This window comes from Armatimonas sp. (assembly GCF_964826245.1).
This window is the reverse complement of sequence record NZ_CBAYMC010000073.1, coordinates 1-17107: the sequence shown is the minus strand read 5'-3', so window position 1 is coordinate 17107 and position 17107 is coordinate 1. Positions and strand designations below refer to the sequence as shown.

14 protein-coding genes are annotated in these 17107 nt (G+C 57.5%); 4 read left to right on the top strand and 10 right to left on the bottom strand.

What is annotated here, in order from left to right:
- The 3 genes from AC1XOS_RS09220 to AC1XOS_RS09210 all read right to left on the bottom strand — a co-directional run.
- Window positions 1–943, bottom strand: a 943-nt coding sequence (locus AC1XOS_RS09220; protein WP_481961925.1) for a UDP-galactopyranose/dTDP-fucopyranose mutase family protein, incomplete at its 3' end; no start/stop codon positions are given.
- 119 nt (window positions 944–1062) lie between these two features.
- Window positions 1063–1881, bottom strand: a complete 819-nt coding sequence (prmA, locus tag AC1XOS_RS09215) for a 50S ribosomal protein L11 methyltransferase (RefSeq protein ID WP_481961924.1) — start codon at window positions 1879–1881, stop codon at window positions 1063–1065.
- A 55-nt stretch (window positions 1882–1936) separates the two neighbouring features.
- Window positions 1937–2401 carry a hypothetical protein gene (locus AC1XOS_RS09210; protein WP_481961923.1) on the bottom strand — a complete coding sequence of 155 codons (465 nt, stop codon included), beginning with the start codon at window positions 2399–2401 and terminating at the stop codon, window positions 1937–1939.
- A gap of 62 nt (window positions 2402–2463) precedes the next feature.
- On the opposite strand from AC1XOS_RS09210, the gene AC1XOS_RS09205 reads away from it, so the two are divergent.
- Window positions 2464–4812, top strand: coding sequence for an alpha/beta hydrolase family protein (locus AC1XOS_RS09205; RefSeq protein WP_481961922.1), 2349 nt, complete (start codon window positions 2464–2466; stop codon window positions 4810–4812).
- On the opposite strand, the gene AC1XOS_RS09200 is transcribed toward AC1XOS_RS09205, so the two are convergent.
- From AC1XOS_RS09200 to AC1XOS_RS09170, 7 genes are read right to left on the bottom strand one after another with little or no spacing between them, the layout of a single operon-like run.
- Window positions 4787–5653, bottom strand: a complete 867-nt coding sequence (locus tag AC1XOS_RS09200) for a cell division protein FtsX (protein ID WP_481961921.1) — start codon at window positions 5651–5653, stop codon at window positions 4787–4789. The genes AC1XOS_RS09205 and AC1XOS_RS09200 overlap by 26 nt on opposite strands.
- Window positions 5650–6339: a cell division ATP-binding protein FtsE gene (locus AC1XOS_RS09195; RefSeq protein ID WP_481961920.1), complete on the bottom strand. Its 690-nt coding sequence runs from the start codon at window positions 6337–6339 to the stop codon at window positions 5650–5652. The genes AC1XOS_RS09200 and AC1XOS_RS09195 overlap by 4 nt, the downstream gene beginning before the upstream one ends.
- A gap of 24 nt (window positions 6340–6363) precedes the next feature.
- Window positions 6364–8196: a DUF1501 domain-containing protein gene (locus AC1XOS_RS09190; protein ID WP_481961919.1), complete on the bottom strand. Its 1833-nt coding sequence runs from the start codon at window positions 8194–8196 to the stop codon at window positions 6364–6366.
- A gap of 11 nt (window positions 8197–8207) precedes the next feature.
- Window positions 8208–8402 (bottom strand): ParE family toxin-like protein, encoded by a 195-nt coding sequence (locus AC1XOS_RS09185; RefSeq protein ID WP_481961918.1) that lies wholly within the window; start codon window positions 8400–8402, stop codon window positions 8208–8210.
- Window positions 8399–8617 (bottom strand): hypothetical protein, encoded by a 219-nt coding sequence (locus tag AC1XOS_RS09180; RefSeq protein WP_481961917.1) that lies wholly within the window; start codon window positions 8615–8617, stop codon window positions 8399–8401. The genes AC1XOS_RS09185 and AC1XOS_RS09180 overlap by 4 nt, the downstream gene beginning before the upstream one ends.
- Complete coding sequence (locus tag AC1XOS_RS09175; protein WP_481961916.1) at window positions 8614–9042, bottom strand: hypothetical protein; 429 nt, start codon at window positions 9040–9042, stop codon at window positions 8614–8616. The genes AC1XOS_RS09180 and AC1XOS_RS09175 overlap by 4 nt, the downstream gene beginning before the upstream one ends.
- Entirely contained in the window at window positions 9039–12176 is a 3138-nt protein-coding gene (locus tag AC1XOS_RS09170) for a hypothetical protein (protein WP_481961915.1), read from the bottom strand. The genes AC1XOS_RS09175 and AC1XOS_RS09170 overlap by 4 nt, the downstream gene beginning before the upstream one ends.
- A 230-nt stretch (window positions 12177–12406) precedes the next feature.
- Between AC1XOS_RS09170 and AC1XOS_RS09165 the strand changes: the two genes are divergently transcribed.
- The 3 genes from AC1XOS_RS09165 to AC1XOS_RS09155 all read left to right on the top strand — a co-directional run.
- Entirely contained in the window at window positions 12407–14488 is a 2082-nt protein-coding gene (locus AC1XOS_RS09165; protein ID WP_481961926.1) for an APC family permease, read from the top strand.
- 14 nt (window positions 14489–14502) lie between these two features.
- On the top strand, window positions 14503–16728 hold the full coding sequence (locus tag AC1XOS_RS09160; protein WP_481961914.1) for an APC family permease: 2226 nt from the start codon (window positions 14503–14505) through the stop codon (window positions 16726–16728).
- 171 nt (window positions 16729–16899) lie between these two features.
- Window positions 16900–17107 (top strand): restriction endonuclease (locus AC1XOS_RS09155; RefSeq protein ID WP_481961913.1); only part of this gene is annotated, 208 nt, incomplete at its 3' end.

The window sequence follows — 17107 nt, the reverse complement described above, 5'->3', positions numbered from 1 at the left end:
CCCGTACAATTGTAGAGTTTGAAGTTTTTTGCCCCGTTGCATGCTTAATCTCAACAATCCTCGTGAATTTTTCATCATTTGGATAGTTCACTTGCATCGCAGGCTGCCAAAAACCTTCGCGCCCTGAAATTTCTATACGCCTTTCGAGTTGTTCTGCATCAAACGACTCGCGTTCAAAACGTAGTGACCGGTAGGGTAGTGTTCCATAACAATCATCAAAAAAAGTATCGATTGGTCCTGTATAGATTAAGTGCCGGTAGCTTATCTGTGACATCACTTCACGATAATCCGTATTTAGGAGAAGTCGAACATAATCCCCACAAGCAGCAAGCATGCGTTGAAACATCCGACTATATCCCGCTTTAGGCAAGGCTTGAAATGTCTCGCGAAGATAACGATCATCACGATTCGTCCGAATAGGAATACGTCCGCAAACGCTAGCATCTAATTCTTTAGGACTCCGATGCCACTGTTTAATTGTATAACCCTTAAAGAATTTCTCGTAGAGTTCCCAACCTACCTGAGAGATAATAACTTCTTCCGAATTTGACGGACTCTCGATGGGAATCCGTTTTTCTGCCAACCATGCCTCCATTTCTTCCGTGGAAGAATCGCGGCCAATTAATTGTTCAAATGTATTTAAGTTAATGGGAAACTTCCAGTACTTCCCCTCTGTATAGGATAAAATTTTATAATCAACAGGATGCCATTCGGTAAATAGCGATAAATAGTCTTTTATTCGTTCTGCATTTGTACGGAAGTAGTGAGGGCCGTAAGTATGCACAAGAACACCATGGTCATCATATTCATCATGAGCATTCCCCCCGATATGGGAGCGTCGTTCAACAATAATACTTCGAAGACCGTATTTATTTGCTAAGCGTTCTGCAGCAACTAAGCCGCTATATCCCGCCCCAACGATTAAACAATCGGTATTAAACATAGTTTTTTACGAACTCAGACTTCATGTCTATAAGTATTAGTGAGATTAGGAAATACGCACAAACAGTGAGCTAAACTATATCAAGTAATAGACAGCACTGCAAATAGGCGGGTTTTAGGTTATTCCCCTTGTGCCAGAATTCCGACCCACTCTCCTTCCGTCTCAACCGCTAGAATCTTTAATCCAAGTCCCACTAGACCTGCTTTGACATCTTCCGTGCGGCTTTCGATGATGCCGGAGACCATCAGAAGACCACCTGGCTTTGTGGCGGCGATGAGCTCTTCTGCCATTCCTAGGATCACATCGGGGAGAATGTTGGCAACGACGATATCAAACTGCCCCGGTGGCGGCAGTGTCGCTTCAACGGCCTCGACAATGCCGGTCATTTTGTTGCGCTCGATATTCTCCCGCGCGATTCGAACGGCGAGCGGGTCAATATCGGTGCAGATAGCGCTTTTTGCGCCGAGTAGAATCGCAGCAATCGCCAGAATCCCCGAGCCGGTCCCGACATCGGCGATGGTCTCTCCGCCCTTGACGTGCTGCTCAAGCGCACGCAGACAGAGCCGCGTCGTGGCGTGCAGCCCCGTCCCGAATGCCATCCCAGGATCCATCTCCACGACAAGATCACCGGGCTTAGGGGAAAACGCTTCCCAGCTCGGCTTGACCACAATGCGCTCTCCGATCCGCTGCGGCTTGAAGTACTGCTTCCAAGCGTTGGCCCAGTCTTCTTCCTGCACAAACCGAATGGTCACCTCACGCCCCGCCGCAGCGCGCAGTGTTAGCAGCGAGCCTTCCAGACGCTCATCCACAGGAAGATACCCCTTCACTGTGCTTGAGTCTGCCGAAAAACCCTGGCACCCCGCCACTTCCGTCAGAAGGGTAGAGTACAGCTCTTGATCATCCCCCACCGCCGCTATTTCAATCTCAGCCCAGCGCATAAAATTAAGTCGTTGTCCTTCCGATTCCGCCCCGCTATTCTATCGCAGGCTTTTCTCAGTCCCAATATATCTTGATATGCTGGAGCCTGTTGTTTCGAAAACTCAATTCCATAGCCTCGGGTGGAGAGAGAAGTGACCGACACGCCTGACTCGTCCGAGTGTTGAAGGGTGACCAAGCCGAAGATTCGTTTCCTTTGGGAATTTTTTCCTCTTCAAGCCAAGGTGCTAAACGCTGTACAACTTCTTCGCGAGGTGTGCCTTTCGCAAGCTGATCAACAGCCGTCACGAGAGGAAGCCAGGGAGCAGAGAGACAAACAATCCCAGCAATACTTAGCCAATAGAATGACGAAAACCAGATCAAGGCATGTCGGCGGAAGGCAATCCACCCTGTGATGAATGTCAGCACAACTCCCACGTACAACTGAGTTGCGTTAAAGCCACCAATCAGTGAGGCAAGTAAACCGATCAGGATCATCCCGATTGCAAAGACTCCCGCCAAGGTCCGAAACAACAACATCACAGTGCCTCCCTAATGACTTCTAATAGCTTTTTCATTCGTCAAAGTCGGGTAGAATCCCTCCTATGCCCTACCAAACGCCCGGCGATGACCTCGTTGCCTTGCTCGATGCGCCCCTGACTCCGCTCTCCTCGCTCTCCCCGGATCGGTCGCACTTGTTGCTGCTGGGCTACGAGGCCTACCCCCCTATCTCAGATCTCGCACGGCCCTTTGAAAAGCTGGCGGGGGTTCGCTTTGATGTGACACGCCCAGGGACGCAGCGGCTGACTCGGTACAGCAACCTGACGCTTCTCAGTACGTCTTTGGGCAGCGAGCGCCCCGTGACGGGACTGCCTGCCGAGGCGATTCCCGGCGGGCCGGTCTGGAGCGATGATGGGAGGCACTTTGCGTTCTTTGTCGAGAGTCCGGGCGGAGGGCTCTCTCTAGCACTCGGTGAGGTTGCGACGGCAACCGCCCAGACTCTGCCAGGAATCTCGCTCTCGGACATGCTGGCGGCTCCGATCCAGTGGATAGACAACCAGACCCTCTTTCTGACTCTCGTCGCGGACTTGGGAGCCGCCCCGACACGACCGACCGCCCCCGACGGCCCGATTGTCCAGGAGGCCAGTGGCAAGCAGACCCGCGCGGCGACCTATCAGGACTTGCTCACCAGCCCCTACGACGAGGCGCTCTTTACCTACCTGGCCACGGTTCAGCTTGCGACCTTCGATCTTCTCTCCCAGACTCTCACGCACGTCGGTTCCCCCGTCTTGGCCACGAGCGCACGCCCCTCGCCGAGCGGAGAGTTTGTTCTGGTCACGCGCCTCGTCCCGCCGTTTTCCTACCGCGTCCCCTACCAGCTCTTCGCCCGCCGCACGGAGGTCTGGGAGCGAGCGACGGGTCAGCTTGTCCACACGATTGCCGAGCTCCCGATCAGCGATGAAGTCCCACAGCAGGGTGTCCCGACCGGCCCACGAGGTGCACAGTGGCAGCCCAATCTCCCCGCCACGATCCACTTTGTCGAGGCGCTCGACGGTGGCAATCCCCTCGCCAAAGTCGAGCACCGCGACAAAGTAATGACGCTTTCACTCCCCTGCTCGGCGGGGGCAGGGGGGGCGGAAAGCTTCCGTTTGACACATCGGTTTGCGGGCTGGGACTGGCCGGATGACCCGCACGCCGCCATTGTCACCGAGTACGACCGTGACCGGCGCTGGCGGACGACGTATTACTTTACGTGGGGACGCTGGGAAGCACGCAAGACACTCTTTGATCTCTCCGTCAACGATGCCTACGGCGATCCGGGGAGCTTTATCACGACCCAGAAGCCCACGGGCGAGCGGGTCATGGACACGCGGGGGGGCCGTGTTTTTCTGGCAGGTCGTGGCGCCACGCCCGAGGGTGACCGCCCGTTTCTGGATGCCTTCGATCTCAGTACCGGCGAGAAAGAGCGAGTCTTCCAGTGCGGCGACACGCACTTTGAGACGTTCCTCGCCTTTATCGGCGACGAGCTTCTCACCAGCCGCCAGAGCCGCACGGAGCCAACCAACTTTTACATTGGCTCCCCCATTATTGGGGGCGGGGGGGGCCGAGCATTAACCCACTACACCGACCCGCACCCGGAAGTCACCGGGCTTCACAAGGAGCTGGTGCGCTACGAAAGGGCCGATGGGGTTCCGCTCTCAGGGATGCTCTATCTGCCCCCCGGAATCGCGCCAGACTCCCAGCCCCACCTGCCGCTTCTGCTCTGGGCCTACCCGGAAGAGTACAGCGACGCGGCGACGGCAGGGCAAGTCCGTGGCTCTGACAAGACCTTCACTCGGCTCATGGGAACCAGCCCCCTCTGGTTTCTCCTGCGCGGCTGGGCCGTGCTGATGGATGCCGCCATGCCGATCGTCGGTGACCCCGAGACCATGAACGACACGTTTGCCGAGCAGCTTGTCGGCGCGGCGACAGCGGCCATCCACACCCTCACGGAGCGCGGGATCGCCGACCCGAAGCGCGTGATGGTGGGGGGACATAGCTACGGCGCGTTCATGACCGCCAATCTCCTTGCCTACGCTCCCGGACTCTTTCGCGCCGGGATCGCCCGCTCCGGTGCCTACAACCGCACCCTCACCCCGTTTGGCTTCCAGAGTGAGCGCCGGAGCTACTGGGAAGCGCCCGAGATCTACCACAAGCTCTCGCCTTTTACCCACGCCGACAAGATCAAAGACCCCCTTCTTTTGATCCATGGTCAGGTAGACAATAATCCGGGGACGCACACGATTCAGTCCGAGCGTTTTTACCAAGCCCTTCAAGCGCACGGAGCGACGGCACGCCTCGCCCTTCTGCCCCACGAGAGCCACAGCTACCGAGCACGTGAGAGCGTGCTCCATGTCCTGTGGGAGATGCTCGACTGGGCGGAGCGCTTTAGCGCAGGTACCGAGAGAGACTGAGCCAAGCTCCGGTTGCCCCGAGGAAACCTCCGCCGGAAACGAGAGAGATCGCCAGTAAAGGGAGGTTGACGGGCTCCAGGTAGCTCGCCAGCAAGGGAATCGCGACGGTTAGAGTGTCCGTATAGCGAAGCAAGGCAATCAGGGCCAGAGCTGCCAGGAGCCCTCCGACAACTCCGTGAATGAGCCCCTCGATCAGCATGGGCAGGCGGATAAAGCCGGGGGTGGCACCGACGATCTTCATGATCTGGATCTCGCGGCGACGGGAAAACACCGAGAGGCGGATGGTGTTGACGACCACCACGAGGGCACCAAAGAGCAAGAGCGCTCCGCCCAGTAGCCCCAGGTTTCGGATAAAGTCCGCCAGCCGGAGAACCACTTTTAGCTCCTCCTCTGGCACATCCACGTTCTCGACATCCCCCTGCCAGCTCCGAATCGTGCTTGCCGTGGTAGACGCCCGCTCGGCGCTACGGAGCTTGACCACGAACGTGTCGGGCATGAGGTTTGGGAGGCCGACCGTGTCAATGGGGAGGCTCTTTGCCGCATCGGCAAAAGCATCGTCCCGTGAGCGGTAGGTCACTTCTGCCACGCCTGGCAGCTCACGTAGCTTTGCCTCAGTCTCATCTAGGCGTTCTCGGGTGATCTCAGGCCGACAAAAGACGCGCATCTCAAAGGCATCTACCGTGCGACGGCTCATGGTGCGGAGCTGGGAGAACGTGAGAGAGAACGATCCGACCAGCGTGAGCGCCACGGCAATGGTCGTGATGGCCGCCACGGTCATCAGGCCATGCCGCCGCAGGTTGATCAGCGCCTCACGAAAGAGAAACGGAAAGGCACGTGTCACGAGGCGTACCCGTAAGCCCCTTCGGCTTCGTCGCGAGCGAGAGTGCCACGCTCGATCGCGATCACGCGGCGGCGCAGGCGATCCACAGCGTTTTTGTCGTGAGTCGCCACCAGCACGGTCGTTCCCTCATCACTCACGGCAAGCAAGGCGTCCATAACTCCGGCGCTCGTCTCCGGATCGAGGTTGCCCGTGGGCTCGTCGGCGATGAGTAAGGCGGGCTTTCCCACCAGTGCCCGCGCAATCGCAACGCGCTGCTGCTCGCCGCCGGAGAGCTGAGCAGGAAAGGCATCGCACCGGGACAGCATCCCCACCTGCTCCAAGCGCTCTCGCACCCGCTGGCGTGCCTCGGGCCGTGGTAGCCCAAGAACCTCGCAGGCGAACATCATGTTCTCCCAGACCGTGCGCTGGGGAAGTAAGCCGTAGTCTTGGAGGACGATCCCCATCTGCCGCCGGAGCGCGGGAATCTCATGGGGGATGATCTTGGTAATGTCGCGGCCCGCCACGGAGATGCTCCCCGACGTTGCTCGCACATCGGCGTAGAGTAGCTTGAGGAGCGTAGACTTCCCGGCTCCGGTCGGCCCCACCAAAAAGGCAAAGTCCCCGGCGGGGAGCGCTAGGGAGATATCGGTCAGTGCTGTCACGTTTCCGGTCGGATACGTCACCCCGACACTTTTTAGCTCAATCACGACGCGTATTATATCCCGTCCGTTTCAACCGGAGGAACGTTTGATGTACGTCAGCGGGTTTCGGTCGTTACGCCCCGTCTGGCTGCGCTTGGGAATATCACAGAGATAGAGCGCCGTGGCGTAGACATCCCCGTGGTTGGGAATCGCATCGCGGTAGAGCTTCTCTTTGGTGGCATTGTAGCGAGCACTGGTCTTATCGTTCCAGCCGACGGGGCCTTCGCCGGTGACGGGATCGAAGTCCGGGTGGAGGGAGCCATCGGGCTGGAGCGGGATGGCCTGCATGGTCTTGGTTCCCACGCGCCCCCACTGCGTCCCGCCCTTGACCTTTGGCCCCAGAAACGCCGCGCTGGTCACGAACCAGTGCTCGGAGATATCCTGACCGTCAAGTTTCTGCTTCTGCTCCGACATCGGCAGGTTGGACTTGATAATATCGTCTACATCGCCATGAAGGGAGCGACCGAACGCACTGGTCAGCACGACAGGTGTGTAGTCCCAGATCGGCTTCCCGGTGGTCTTATGCGGCGTGTTTTTCAGCAGCTCCACGAGAGTGAGGAGCGGCTCCCAGAGCTCCTCTTTGAGGCCCGTTGTCTGGTCTGGCTGGCCCTTGGGCGTGACACCATCGCCTGCCCAGAGGTTCTTGCGGCTGTGGTGCGAGTCGAAGTGACGAATATCGCGTGTCTCGATAAAGTAAGCGCACGAAAGGTTCTCCCGCATCAGCTCGTAGGTCATCATGGCTTGCACATTGGTCGCAGGACAGAACTTCGTGCGGGCCTTGTTGCCATTGATCGAGCGGTAGGTGATCAGCTCGTCCACGGGCTTAACTTTAAACTTCTCTTTGAGTGTCGGGTCGGTAAAGAGGCGCGAGAGGGCTCCCCGATCCAGCGACTTGCCCTTGCTCGAAAGCCCCGCATAGATCTGCCGCGCCGAGTTGTAGCTCTTGATGGTCTCCATCTCGGTGTCTTTACGCAGCCCGGCATGCGCATTGTCGAGAAACTTCTCGATCTGCCGATTGACCACATCACTGGCGCTGCCCTGCATCCGTAGCAGAAAGTCACGGAGATTGGCGGGCGTGCCTCCATAGATCGTGTGGGCGTGGGCGGGGCCGAGGGCATGGTAGTAGCCCTTGCGCCCCGTGTACTGCACCTCATTGAGCTCGCCATCGCTAAGCCACCAGTGCCACGAGAGATTAGGAAGCGCGTAGCTCTGGCCATAGACCTCAGCAAATGCCTGCATGACGCTCCGCTCATCGGGATCACGGTCCGCCTGGAGGCGTAAGTCATAGCTGCCCATGTGGGCTTTAAGGCGCTCGCCGGAGTGAAACTGGCCGGTGTGCATGGACGAGAGCACGGCCATCTCCGGAAACAGGCTCTTGCCCGGCTCGGCGAGATAGCCATAGTTGATCTTTCCGTTCCAGATGCCGTCCACCCGGTAACCAGGTGTGTTAAAGTTCAGCACCCGGTAGCGCTCGGCGCTGATTTTCTCAAACGGCAGGCGGGTCTTGGGGAAGATATTGTTCTCAGTGTCCAGCGGCGAGAACATGTCGTAGCTCTCCCAGCCGCCCTCCACAAACCAGTAGATTAGATAGTGGGGGTCAGCCCCTTCGGCGGCCTTTGCCTCCAAGCTCGCCGCCAGTGCCGCGCCTTGATTCGGATCGCCATGTTTGAGTAAGTACCCCAGAAAGTCCGCCGCCCCAAGCGTCAGCCCCGCCGTCGCCCCGCGACGCAGAAAGTCCCGCCGCGTCACCGCCCACGGGTTCACGGTTGGCTTGGGCAAGTGCGTGTCCAGAACCGAAGGCCCCAGCTCCGGGCACTCCGAAAACTCCACGGCCCCCTCTTCGATATCGTGATAGTCACTCATGTTGATTTTCCTTACAAACGATCTAATAGGCGATCATATTCCGCATGACTCCCAATCCAGAACCAGACAATCGTTTCACCTGTTCGGACTCCCACCGCACGATAGCTCTGGTTGATTCTTGCAGAGTAAATTGGCTGTGTTTCGTGAACATTTCGAAAACGTAGTCCGGGATGCACTCGAAACCTCTGAGTTGTCCGTGATATCACAGTTTCTCTGGCTCTAGCTCTTTTGTCTTTCCGCTCCTGAACTCAAGCAATGCTTCATCGGCGAGCAGTGCGAGAATATCCTGAGATTCACGAAACGAATGTTTCCAGCGCTCTTCGTGCTGAATCTCATCAAGCAACCACTGCGCCAAATCGTCCTGCTCTGTTGCTTCTAGTTCTGAGGCTTTGCCAAATGCTTTCTCAAGCAATAGTGTCATTGCTCTAGCTCCATTTCTATATTTTCATATCGTGGTATGGGGATGGGATTATCCTGCGGAAACATCCATTCAAACCAGACTCGTTGTCGTACGTTAACATAATCGACGGTGTTGGCCTTCTGCCAGTTCAGAAAGTTCAAAATACTAGCTCTGTTTTCTCCTTGAAATGCAGCGAAGAATACACCTTTGACAAACCCCAGCATCTCCTCGCGTAAGTCACATTCTGCCACAAGCCCATGCCCTGCAAAAATTTCCCAAATGCCAGTAGCCGACGGGGCTGGTTTCCAATTATCGTATTTCCCACAGCCCCAGACCTCTGCCTGATCACTTACCACCGACAGATTCCAGCATGTTGCCTCGTTGATGAGATCAAGAAGCTCATCCAGATCGTCGGGAAGGTAGTGACCATCAATAACCTTTATCATTGCTTACTCTTCATTTTTTGGATGCGTTGATGAAAAGTGGAAAGCTGTGCGAGGCGCTTCTTCTTGGGATCGGGGGCGAGTGGTGCCGTGACCGTGCCATTGAGATACTCCGGGGTGAGCACCAGCGCTTTTATGAGCGGCTTGATGGCAAAATTACTTTTCTGGGTAGCATTCCAGAGCCGCAGGTAGAGGCCACGCTCGTCGGTCTCGCAGCGCAGCTCGCGGCCAAAGTACCAGACGAAGTGCGTTTGCAGGATCGTGCGGATAAAGCGCTCTTTGGCGACGGCCTGCGTCGCAAACGCTTCCATTCCCTCGCCCTTAAACGGATAGGCCGCCACTTCGTCACGATCCGAGTGGTCAATGGCGAGGCCGTACTCATCGTGCGTACGGTAGTTGCCCAGGTCGTCCCAGTGCGCTCTCTGATAGGCGAGCGGCGTGAGGACTTTATGGCAGGTGTAGCAGGCCGACTTCGGGTCGGTGGTCGCTGAGGCGGTGATTCCCTGGCGCGACTGCACAATCTCATCCGGGACTTCAAAGGCGTAGCCCAGAAACTTCTCACAGACCTGGGCGGAGTAGTTGAAGTGCGGCAGGCTAGGCTTGCCCTGGATAAACCCCTTCATGGTCAGCACACCGGTCTTACCGAAGTAGGCCGGGCGCGGCTCGCGCTGAAACGCGGTATTGACGGTATAGTCGGCGGTGAGCAGCTCTTTGAACGGGCGGTTCTGGGTCATCAGGTAGATCCAGAGCCGCGCTGGTTCATCTTGCTCTGGCGTCCCGTGGCTCTCGATATAGAGCCGTGTGCGGTGAAAGTAGAAGTCTGCAAACTCTTTGGAGGCGAGATAGCCGTCGGTGAGTTTCTCCAGCGCGACACCGGAGTCGCACTGCGCCAGCTCGGTGTCGTTTGGCGTGCGCCCCACCAAGTCTTGAGCAAGCTTAACGAGCTGCAAGCGCTTGCGGACTTTAGGGTCGGTGGTGGCCGTCAGCGAGCGGGGACGGGTGAAGAGAAAGTCGGGGTGGGCTAAGAGCGCCCGACAGAGCCCTTCCCACGCGGCTTGTTTGGCGGAGAGCTTGGGCACGGTAAATGTCAGCTTGGGCTGTTTTGGGTTCGCCAGCACGACTCGTGGCCCCCCGATCTGCGTCCACTGAAAGGTCAAGGCCGAGCGCTGAATGTTATACGACGACGACGCGTCCACGACGATCTGCGCCCCGGCGTGGGCAATCAGTGGCGCGGCAAGCTGCACAATCGGCGACGAGGACTCGGCTTTCACCACAATCGGCACTCGGGTCTCGTTATCGGCTTTTCCGGGGTAGACAATGGCAGGTCGGTAGGCGCGGGTCGGGTCGTAGCCCTCGCCCGTGGTGGGAGGAAAGAGCAGGGCCAGGGGCCTCTTGCTGCCATCCGTTCCCAGGTCTTGCAGCAGCTCTGGCCCGACTGTATTGTAGGGATTGAAGCTCTCGGCGGGAAACTTGCCCCACTGCTCTTTATTTTTTGCCTTACCTGCTCGCAGCAGAATCGGCGTAGGGCTAGTTGGCGCAAAGAGCCGCACGGCATCGGCGACCACGCGCTTGCTGGTGCCGTCGTTGCGCACTTCAATGCCGCCGCTTGCCCCAAAGACAAACGATGACTTTAAGTCTGCATGAGGCCGGTTGTCCACGCTCTGGTCAATGACAAAGTGCGCCTCCCCTTTGGGGGGCACGTCTGGCGTGGGAGGTGTCGCAACACGACTCACGCTATCGCGGCTGAGCACTTGGACACAGAGATCACGGCAGAGCGAGCTTGGGGCGAGGTTCTTCCCCGCCGGGCGCTTCGCACTCGCCTTGGGCGTGGCGGCACGCTGCCAGAGAAAGCTCACGGAGTACTTGCCGGGCTTTTCGACACTTAGCGGAAACGTGATCTGCGATGCGCCTTTGTTCTCGCTATTGTCCTCCGCACTGGCCCCGCTGACTTTCCAGGCTCCTTCGACCAAGACTCCCGGTTCGCCCACCTTGAGAACTTTCTCGCCCGAGTCGCCCTTCACCCGAATCCCGACCACACTAACATTGCCATAGCTCTCGGCGTTGCTGATAATCACGCGCTGGCCGGTGTCGCCGGGAACCAGAGAGAAACTCCCTAGCTCTTTTTCGGGTAGCTCCCCCGCTTCCTGATCCACGTAGAGCGTCGTGAGCGCATGGTCATCGCTGCGCACGGCGATTCCCAGCTCCTTAAGCACGCGCTGACCCCGCTCATCCGTGACCGCGAGAGAGAAACGCAGGTCACTCGGGGCGGTCTCCGCGAGGCTTGTCTGCGCCGCCGCGACACTCTTGAGAAATGCCTGCGCCTCGACGAGTTCGGAGGCCGTGGGTTCGCGGAAAAGTAGCTTCTTCCAGAGCCGCGTCACTCCCTCGCGCTCTGCGGTAGCATCGCTGAAGCCCGAAAACGGCCCCGTGCGGTTCAGATAGGCCTTGCTCGCCAGCTCACGACCGATCAGCTCCACGCCCGAAAGAAATGTCGGGGAGGCTTTCGAGGTCTCGTCGAAGCGCTTGATAAAGTCCGCGCCGCCAAAGAGATGGGCATTGTCCATAAATAAATTACGGTCTTCGCGCTCACCATCATCGCCAAAGATCGCCAGAGTCTTGCCCCGGAGCTGCCGAAACGTGATAAAGGTATTGTCAAAGCTGGGCTTCTTTGCGCCCGTGAAAGGCAGGGTCAGGTAGGTAGGAAACTGCTCGTCGGGTTTCTTCCCGGTGGCGGCTTGCTGTGCGCGAACTGCCTCGCCAAAGTGATCGAAGCTAGTCACTTGCGCCACGGTGAGCTTGTGCATGCCTTGCGGAGGCATAATAATGTTCTTATCCGTGGTCGTCACGCGGTAGACAATGCTGGAGTGGTTGTCCGGGTCGAACTGCCCCTCGGCGATAAGCTTGAGAAACGCGGTGTGCGAGTCCGTCGGCAGCAAAAACTGCGAGGGATTTTTCTTGCCATGGCACGAGGCGCACTGGCTACTGAGCACCGGCCAGAGCTCACGCTGGAAAACGTCTTCCAAAGCCCCCCCCTGCCCCCGCTCCGCAAGGGTGATTTTAGGGAGCGCGGGGATACTAGCCGCGAGAGCGAGCCCCGCCGTAAGTGTCATTCCGAGAAAAATATGCTTCCTTGCCATACCTCTATTATGCCTTGTCTTAAAGCCAAAGTGCAACTTGCCTGCTATGATAGGGTCTGCTATTTGACATCCGCGAATTTAGCGGTAGCATAACCTCGTTTTACCCGGTACGAACTATAGTGAACACAAAATTTAAGAACTGGTTTTTAGAAGGCTACGTCTCCAATGTCGAAGGCGCCTTTGAAGAGGAGCATGAGCCCGGACACAAGCCCCATCCCTGGTGGCAGGTCATGTGTCTCACGGGGGTAGACTACTTCTCCACTCTTGGGTACCAACCGGGAATTGCCGCGCTTGCCGCCGGAGCACTCTCTCCCATCGCCACTTTTGTCTTAGTCCTCCTCACGCTTTTTGGGGCGCTCCCCATGTACAAGCGGGTAGCGAAGGCAAGCCCTCATGGGGATGGTTCGATCTCGATGCTGGCCAAGCTGCTCCCCTACTGGCAGGGTAAGCTACTGGTGCTCTGTCTCATTGGCTTTGCAGCGACGGGCTTTATCATCACCATCACCCTCTCTGCTGCCGATGCTGCGGCGCACGTACGCGAGAACCATTTTGTGGCGCATTTTATGGAGCATAACCCAACTGCCTGGCAGATCGGGATCACGCTTTTCTTGCTACTCCTGCTCGGGGCTGTGTTTCTCAAAGGCTTTCAGGAGGCCATTGGAATCGCGGTGGGGATTGTGGTGGTCTACATCGGCTTGAATATCGCCGTGATCGTCCGAGGAATTCAGGAGATCTCCCACCGCCCGGAGCTTTTGGGAGAGTGGCAGCGCAGTCTCTTGGCGATCCACCCGACACCAGCTCACATGGCCATCGCAGCGATTATTGTCTTCCCACAGCTCGCCCTAGGACTCTCGGGCTTCGAGACGGGTGTTGTGGTGATGCCCCTAGTCGGGGGCGATAAGACGGACACCGAGGACGAGCCCAAGGGCCGTATTCGCAACGCAGGGCACCTGCTGACCACGGCAGCGGTGCTGATGAGTGTCTTGCTGATCGGCAGTAGTATCGTCACCACCACACTGATCTCCCCAGACAAGTATCTCCCCGCGCTCATGGGGGAGCGCACGATTCCCGCCACCGAGTTTGTAAAAGGCACCACGATAACCCTTCATCCCAAGAAGGAAAAAGAGCCGATCTTTGTCGTCGAAGTGCCCGGTTCTCCCCCACTCGGAACCAGCACGATTGTGGCAAAGGAGGGAGAGGGCACCTCAGAGGTAGTCGAGAAACCGGTTCCCGTGACCCTGACCGTGACTTCCATCAGTGGCGGCGCTCTCTACAAGCTCTCTGCAACCAAGAAGCCTGGTGTTGCCAATGGCCGTGCTCTGGCGTACATGGCCCAGACCTATCTTGGGGAGACGTTCGGGACGGTCTACGATATTTTCACGGTGCTGATTTTATGGTTTGCCGGGGCGAGCGCCCTGGCGGGGCTTCTGAATATCGTCCCACGCTATCTCCCCCGCTACGGCATGGCCCCCGAATGGACACGCGCCAACCGGCCTCTGGTCGTCATCTTTACCGGGATTTGTTTTCTCGTCACTCTGCTCTTCCAGGCCGATGTGGATGCCCAAGCGGGTGCCTACGCCACCGGCGTGTTGGCCCTCATGACAAGCGCGACCATTGCCGTGACAATCGCCGCCTGGCGGGCAAAAGAGCGCGTGGCATTGATCGGCTTTGGTATCGTCACGGCGATCTTCATCTACACCATCCTGGCTAATATCATCAGCAACAAGGCCGAGGGGCTCGGGATCTCGTTTCTCTTTATCCTCGCGATCTTGCTAATCTCCACCGTCTCACGCGTCTGGCGCACGGTCGAGCTTAGGGTAGACGAGATCGTCTTTGATGAGCAAGCACTCCAGATGATGGCCGAGCTTGCCAGGCAGCCCGAGGTGCGCTTTATCGCCAACCACCCCGATGCGCGCGATGCCGCCGAGTACTCCCGCGCGACATTTGACGCAGAAAAAGACCACCAGATCTCCCCCGCAGAGCGCTACGCTTTCCTAGAGGTCTACATCCAAGACGCATCGAATTTTTCGTCGTCGCTTCGGGTAGAAGGCATAAATGAGGGCGGGTTCTGGGTGCTCCGTTGCCACGGGGTCGCCGTGCCCAATGCGATCGCTGCCGTGGCGCTGGAGCTTCAAAAGCGGCATAATAGACGAGCACATATCTACTTCAACTGGATCAACGGTAGCCCTCTCTCTTTTTTAGGCAAGTTCTTCTTAACCGGCCAAGGAGATGTCGCGCCCCTCACCCATGAGATTCTGCGCCGCGCCCAGCCCGATCAAGGCAAGCGCCCGATTGTCCATGTCGCAGGCTAAGACAAGAATTTCCCATGAACGCAAAGTTTAAAAAGTGGTTTCTCGAAGGCTATGTCTCCAACGCCGAGGGGGCTTTTGAAGAGGAGCACGAGCACGGACACAAGCCTCACGCTTGGTGGAAAGTAATGTGTCTCACGGGCGTGGACTACTTCTCCACCCTAGGCTACCAGCCCGGAATCGCGTTTCTGGCAGCAGGAGCCCTCTCGCCCATCGCCACTCTGGTGCTGATTCTGCTCACACTCTTTGGAGCCTTCCCCATCTACCGCCGTGTTGCCCAAGAGAGTCCTCACGGCGAGGGCTCGATCTCGATGCTGGAGGCGCTGCTCAAGAGCTGGTACAGCAAGTTCTTTGTCTTGATTCTGCTGGGCTTTGTGGCGACGGACTTCATTATCACGATGACCCTCTCCGCCGCCGACGCCGCCGCGCACGTCCGTGAGAACCACTTTGTGGCGCATTTTATGGAGCATAACCCAACTGCCTGGCAGATCGGGATCACGCTTTTCTTGCTACTCCTGCTCGGGGCTGTGTTTCTCAAAGGCTTTCAGGAAGCTGTGGGGATTGCGGTTGTTCTCACGCTGGCCTACTTGGCTCTCAATGCCATGGTCATTGGCCATGGCGTCCAGCTCTTGCTTGCGGATCTTCCCAAACATCAGAGTGACTTCCAAGAGATGCTGCAGGCAGCACGGCCACAGCTCTTTGGCAAGCCCTTCGCCGTTCATGGGAGCATTGGACTGATTCTCTTGGCCGCTCTAGGGCTCTTTCCCAAGCTGGCTCTGGGACTCTCGGGCTTTGAGACGGGCGTTGCCGTGATGCCCCTGGTACAAGGCGACAAAGACGATACTGATGCCAATCCCAAGGGCCGCGTCGCCAACACGCGCAAGCTGCTCTTCTCCGCCGCCGCGATCATGAGCTGCTACCTGCTCGCGTCCAGTTTTGTGACAGCTCTCCTGATCCCCGCCCACGAGTTCTATCCCAAGATGGTCGCGGAGAAGAGCGTGGACAAAACGCACTTAGAGGGAACGGTTCTACTCTCTATCCACCCAGATAGTGCCTATGTGAAGGAGCCGGTCTGGAACGTCTCGGTTCCACTAAAGCCGTATCTGGAGGGCAAGTCTGAGTTCTCCGTTCCTGTGAAGGTCAATGGTATTGACACCGACGAAGTCAAGATCACGATTGCCGATGACCCCAGCCGCTCAGACCATGTTATGATCCATGCGCTGAAAAAAGGTGGCACAGCCAATGGTCGCGCCCTAGCCTATCTTGCGGAGAAGTTTTTTGGCCCCGCGTTTGGCACGATCTATGATATTTCCACGATCTTAATTCTCTGGTTCGCAGGCGCAAGTGCGATGGCGGGGCTCCTGAATATCGTCCCGCGCTATCTCCCCCGCTACGGCATGGCCCCTGAGTGGACTCGCGCCAATCGGCCTCTGGTGGTGGTCTACATGGTTCTTGCGGTAGCCGTGACACTGATCTTCCAAGCCGATGTGGATGCCCAAGGCGGTGCCTATGCCACGGGTGTTCTGGTGCTAATGACCAGCGCCGCTGTGGCCGTCACGATTGCCGCGCACAAAGCGGGCCAGAGAGGCCTTAGGGTTGCCTTTGGTGTGATCACGGCGATCTTTGCCTACACGACCATTGTCAATATCATCGAACGTAGCGACGGTCTCAAGATCGCGAGCTTCTTCATCGGGATTATTGTGATTCTGTCTCTGATCTCCCGCGTCTGGCGCGTCACTGAGCTGCGCGTAGACAAGATAGAGTTCGATGAGAAGGCGCTGGAGATGCTCGCTCAGATGGCTCTGCAGCCCGAGGTGCGCTTTATTGCCAACCACCCCGACGAGCGCGATGTGGCGGAGTATAGCCTTGCCGCACGCAACGCGGCATGGACACACCACTTCCCGGAAGGGGAGCGCGATGCTTTCCTAGAGATCTACGTCCCGGACTCTTCCTCGTTCTCCTCAACACTTCGGGTAGAGGGCATTGATGTTGGTGGTTTCTGGGTGCTCCGCTGTCACGGGGTCGCTGTTCCCAATGCGATCGCGGCAATCTTGCTCGATGTTCAGAAGCGCCATAACCGCCGCCCACACGTCTACTTCAACTGGATCGAGTCCAACCCGATGGTATTTCTCGTGCGTTTCGTTCTCTTTGGTGAGGGCGATATCGCCCCCCTCACACACGAGATTCTGCGCCGCAACCAGCCCGATCCCGGCAAGCGCCCAATTGTGCACGCCGCAGGGTAAGCCCATCCCAGAACCCATCCCCATCCCAGAACCCATCCCCCCGGCCCCCTTCCCTCGACGAAGGAAGGGGGAGAGTGGGGGTATTTTTTTGGCAGACGTATTTTTATTCGTCAGAATCAAACTATGCTCTGCTATGATGTAGAACCCCTTAAACCATAGGAACAAAAATTCGTGTCTTTTAATCGTGTTCTTGACAAGTACCGAAAGTTCTCATTCTCTGAGCATGACAAAGGTGACCGCTTTGAGAGGCTGATCCAAGCCTATCTTCAGACCGATCCGATGTACGCTCATCAGTTCAAGAATGTATGGCTCTGGAGTGAGTTTCCGGGGCGGAAAGATTTAGACGGAAAAGACACGGGAATTGATCTGGTTGGCCTTA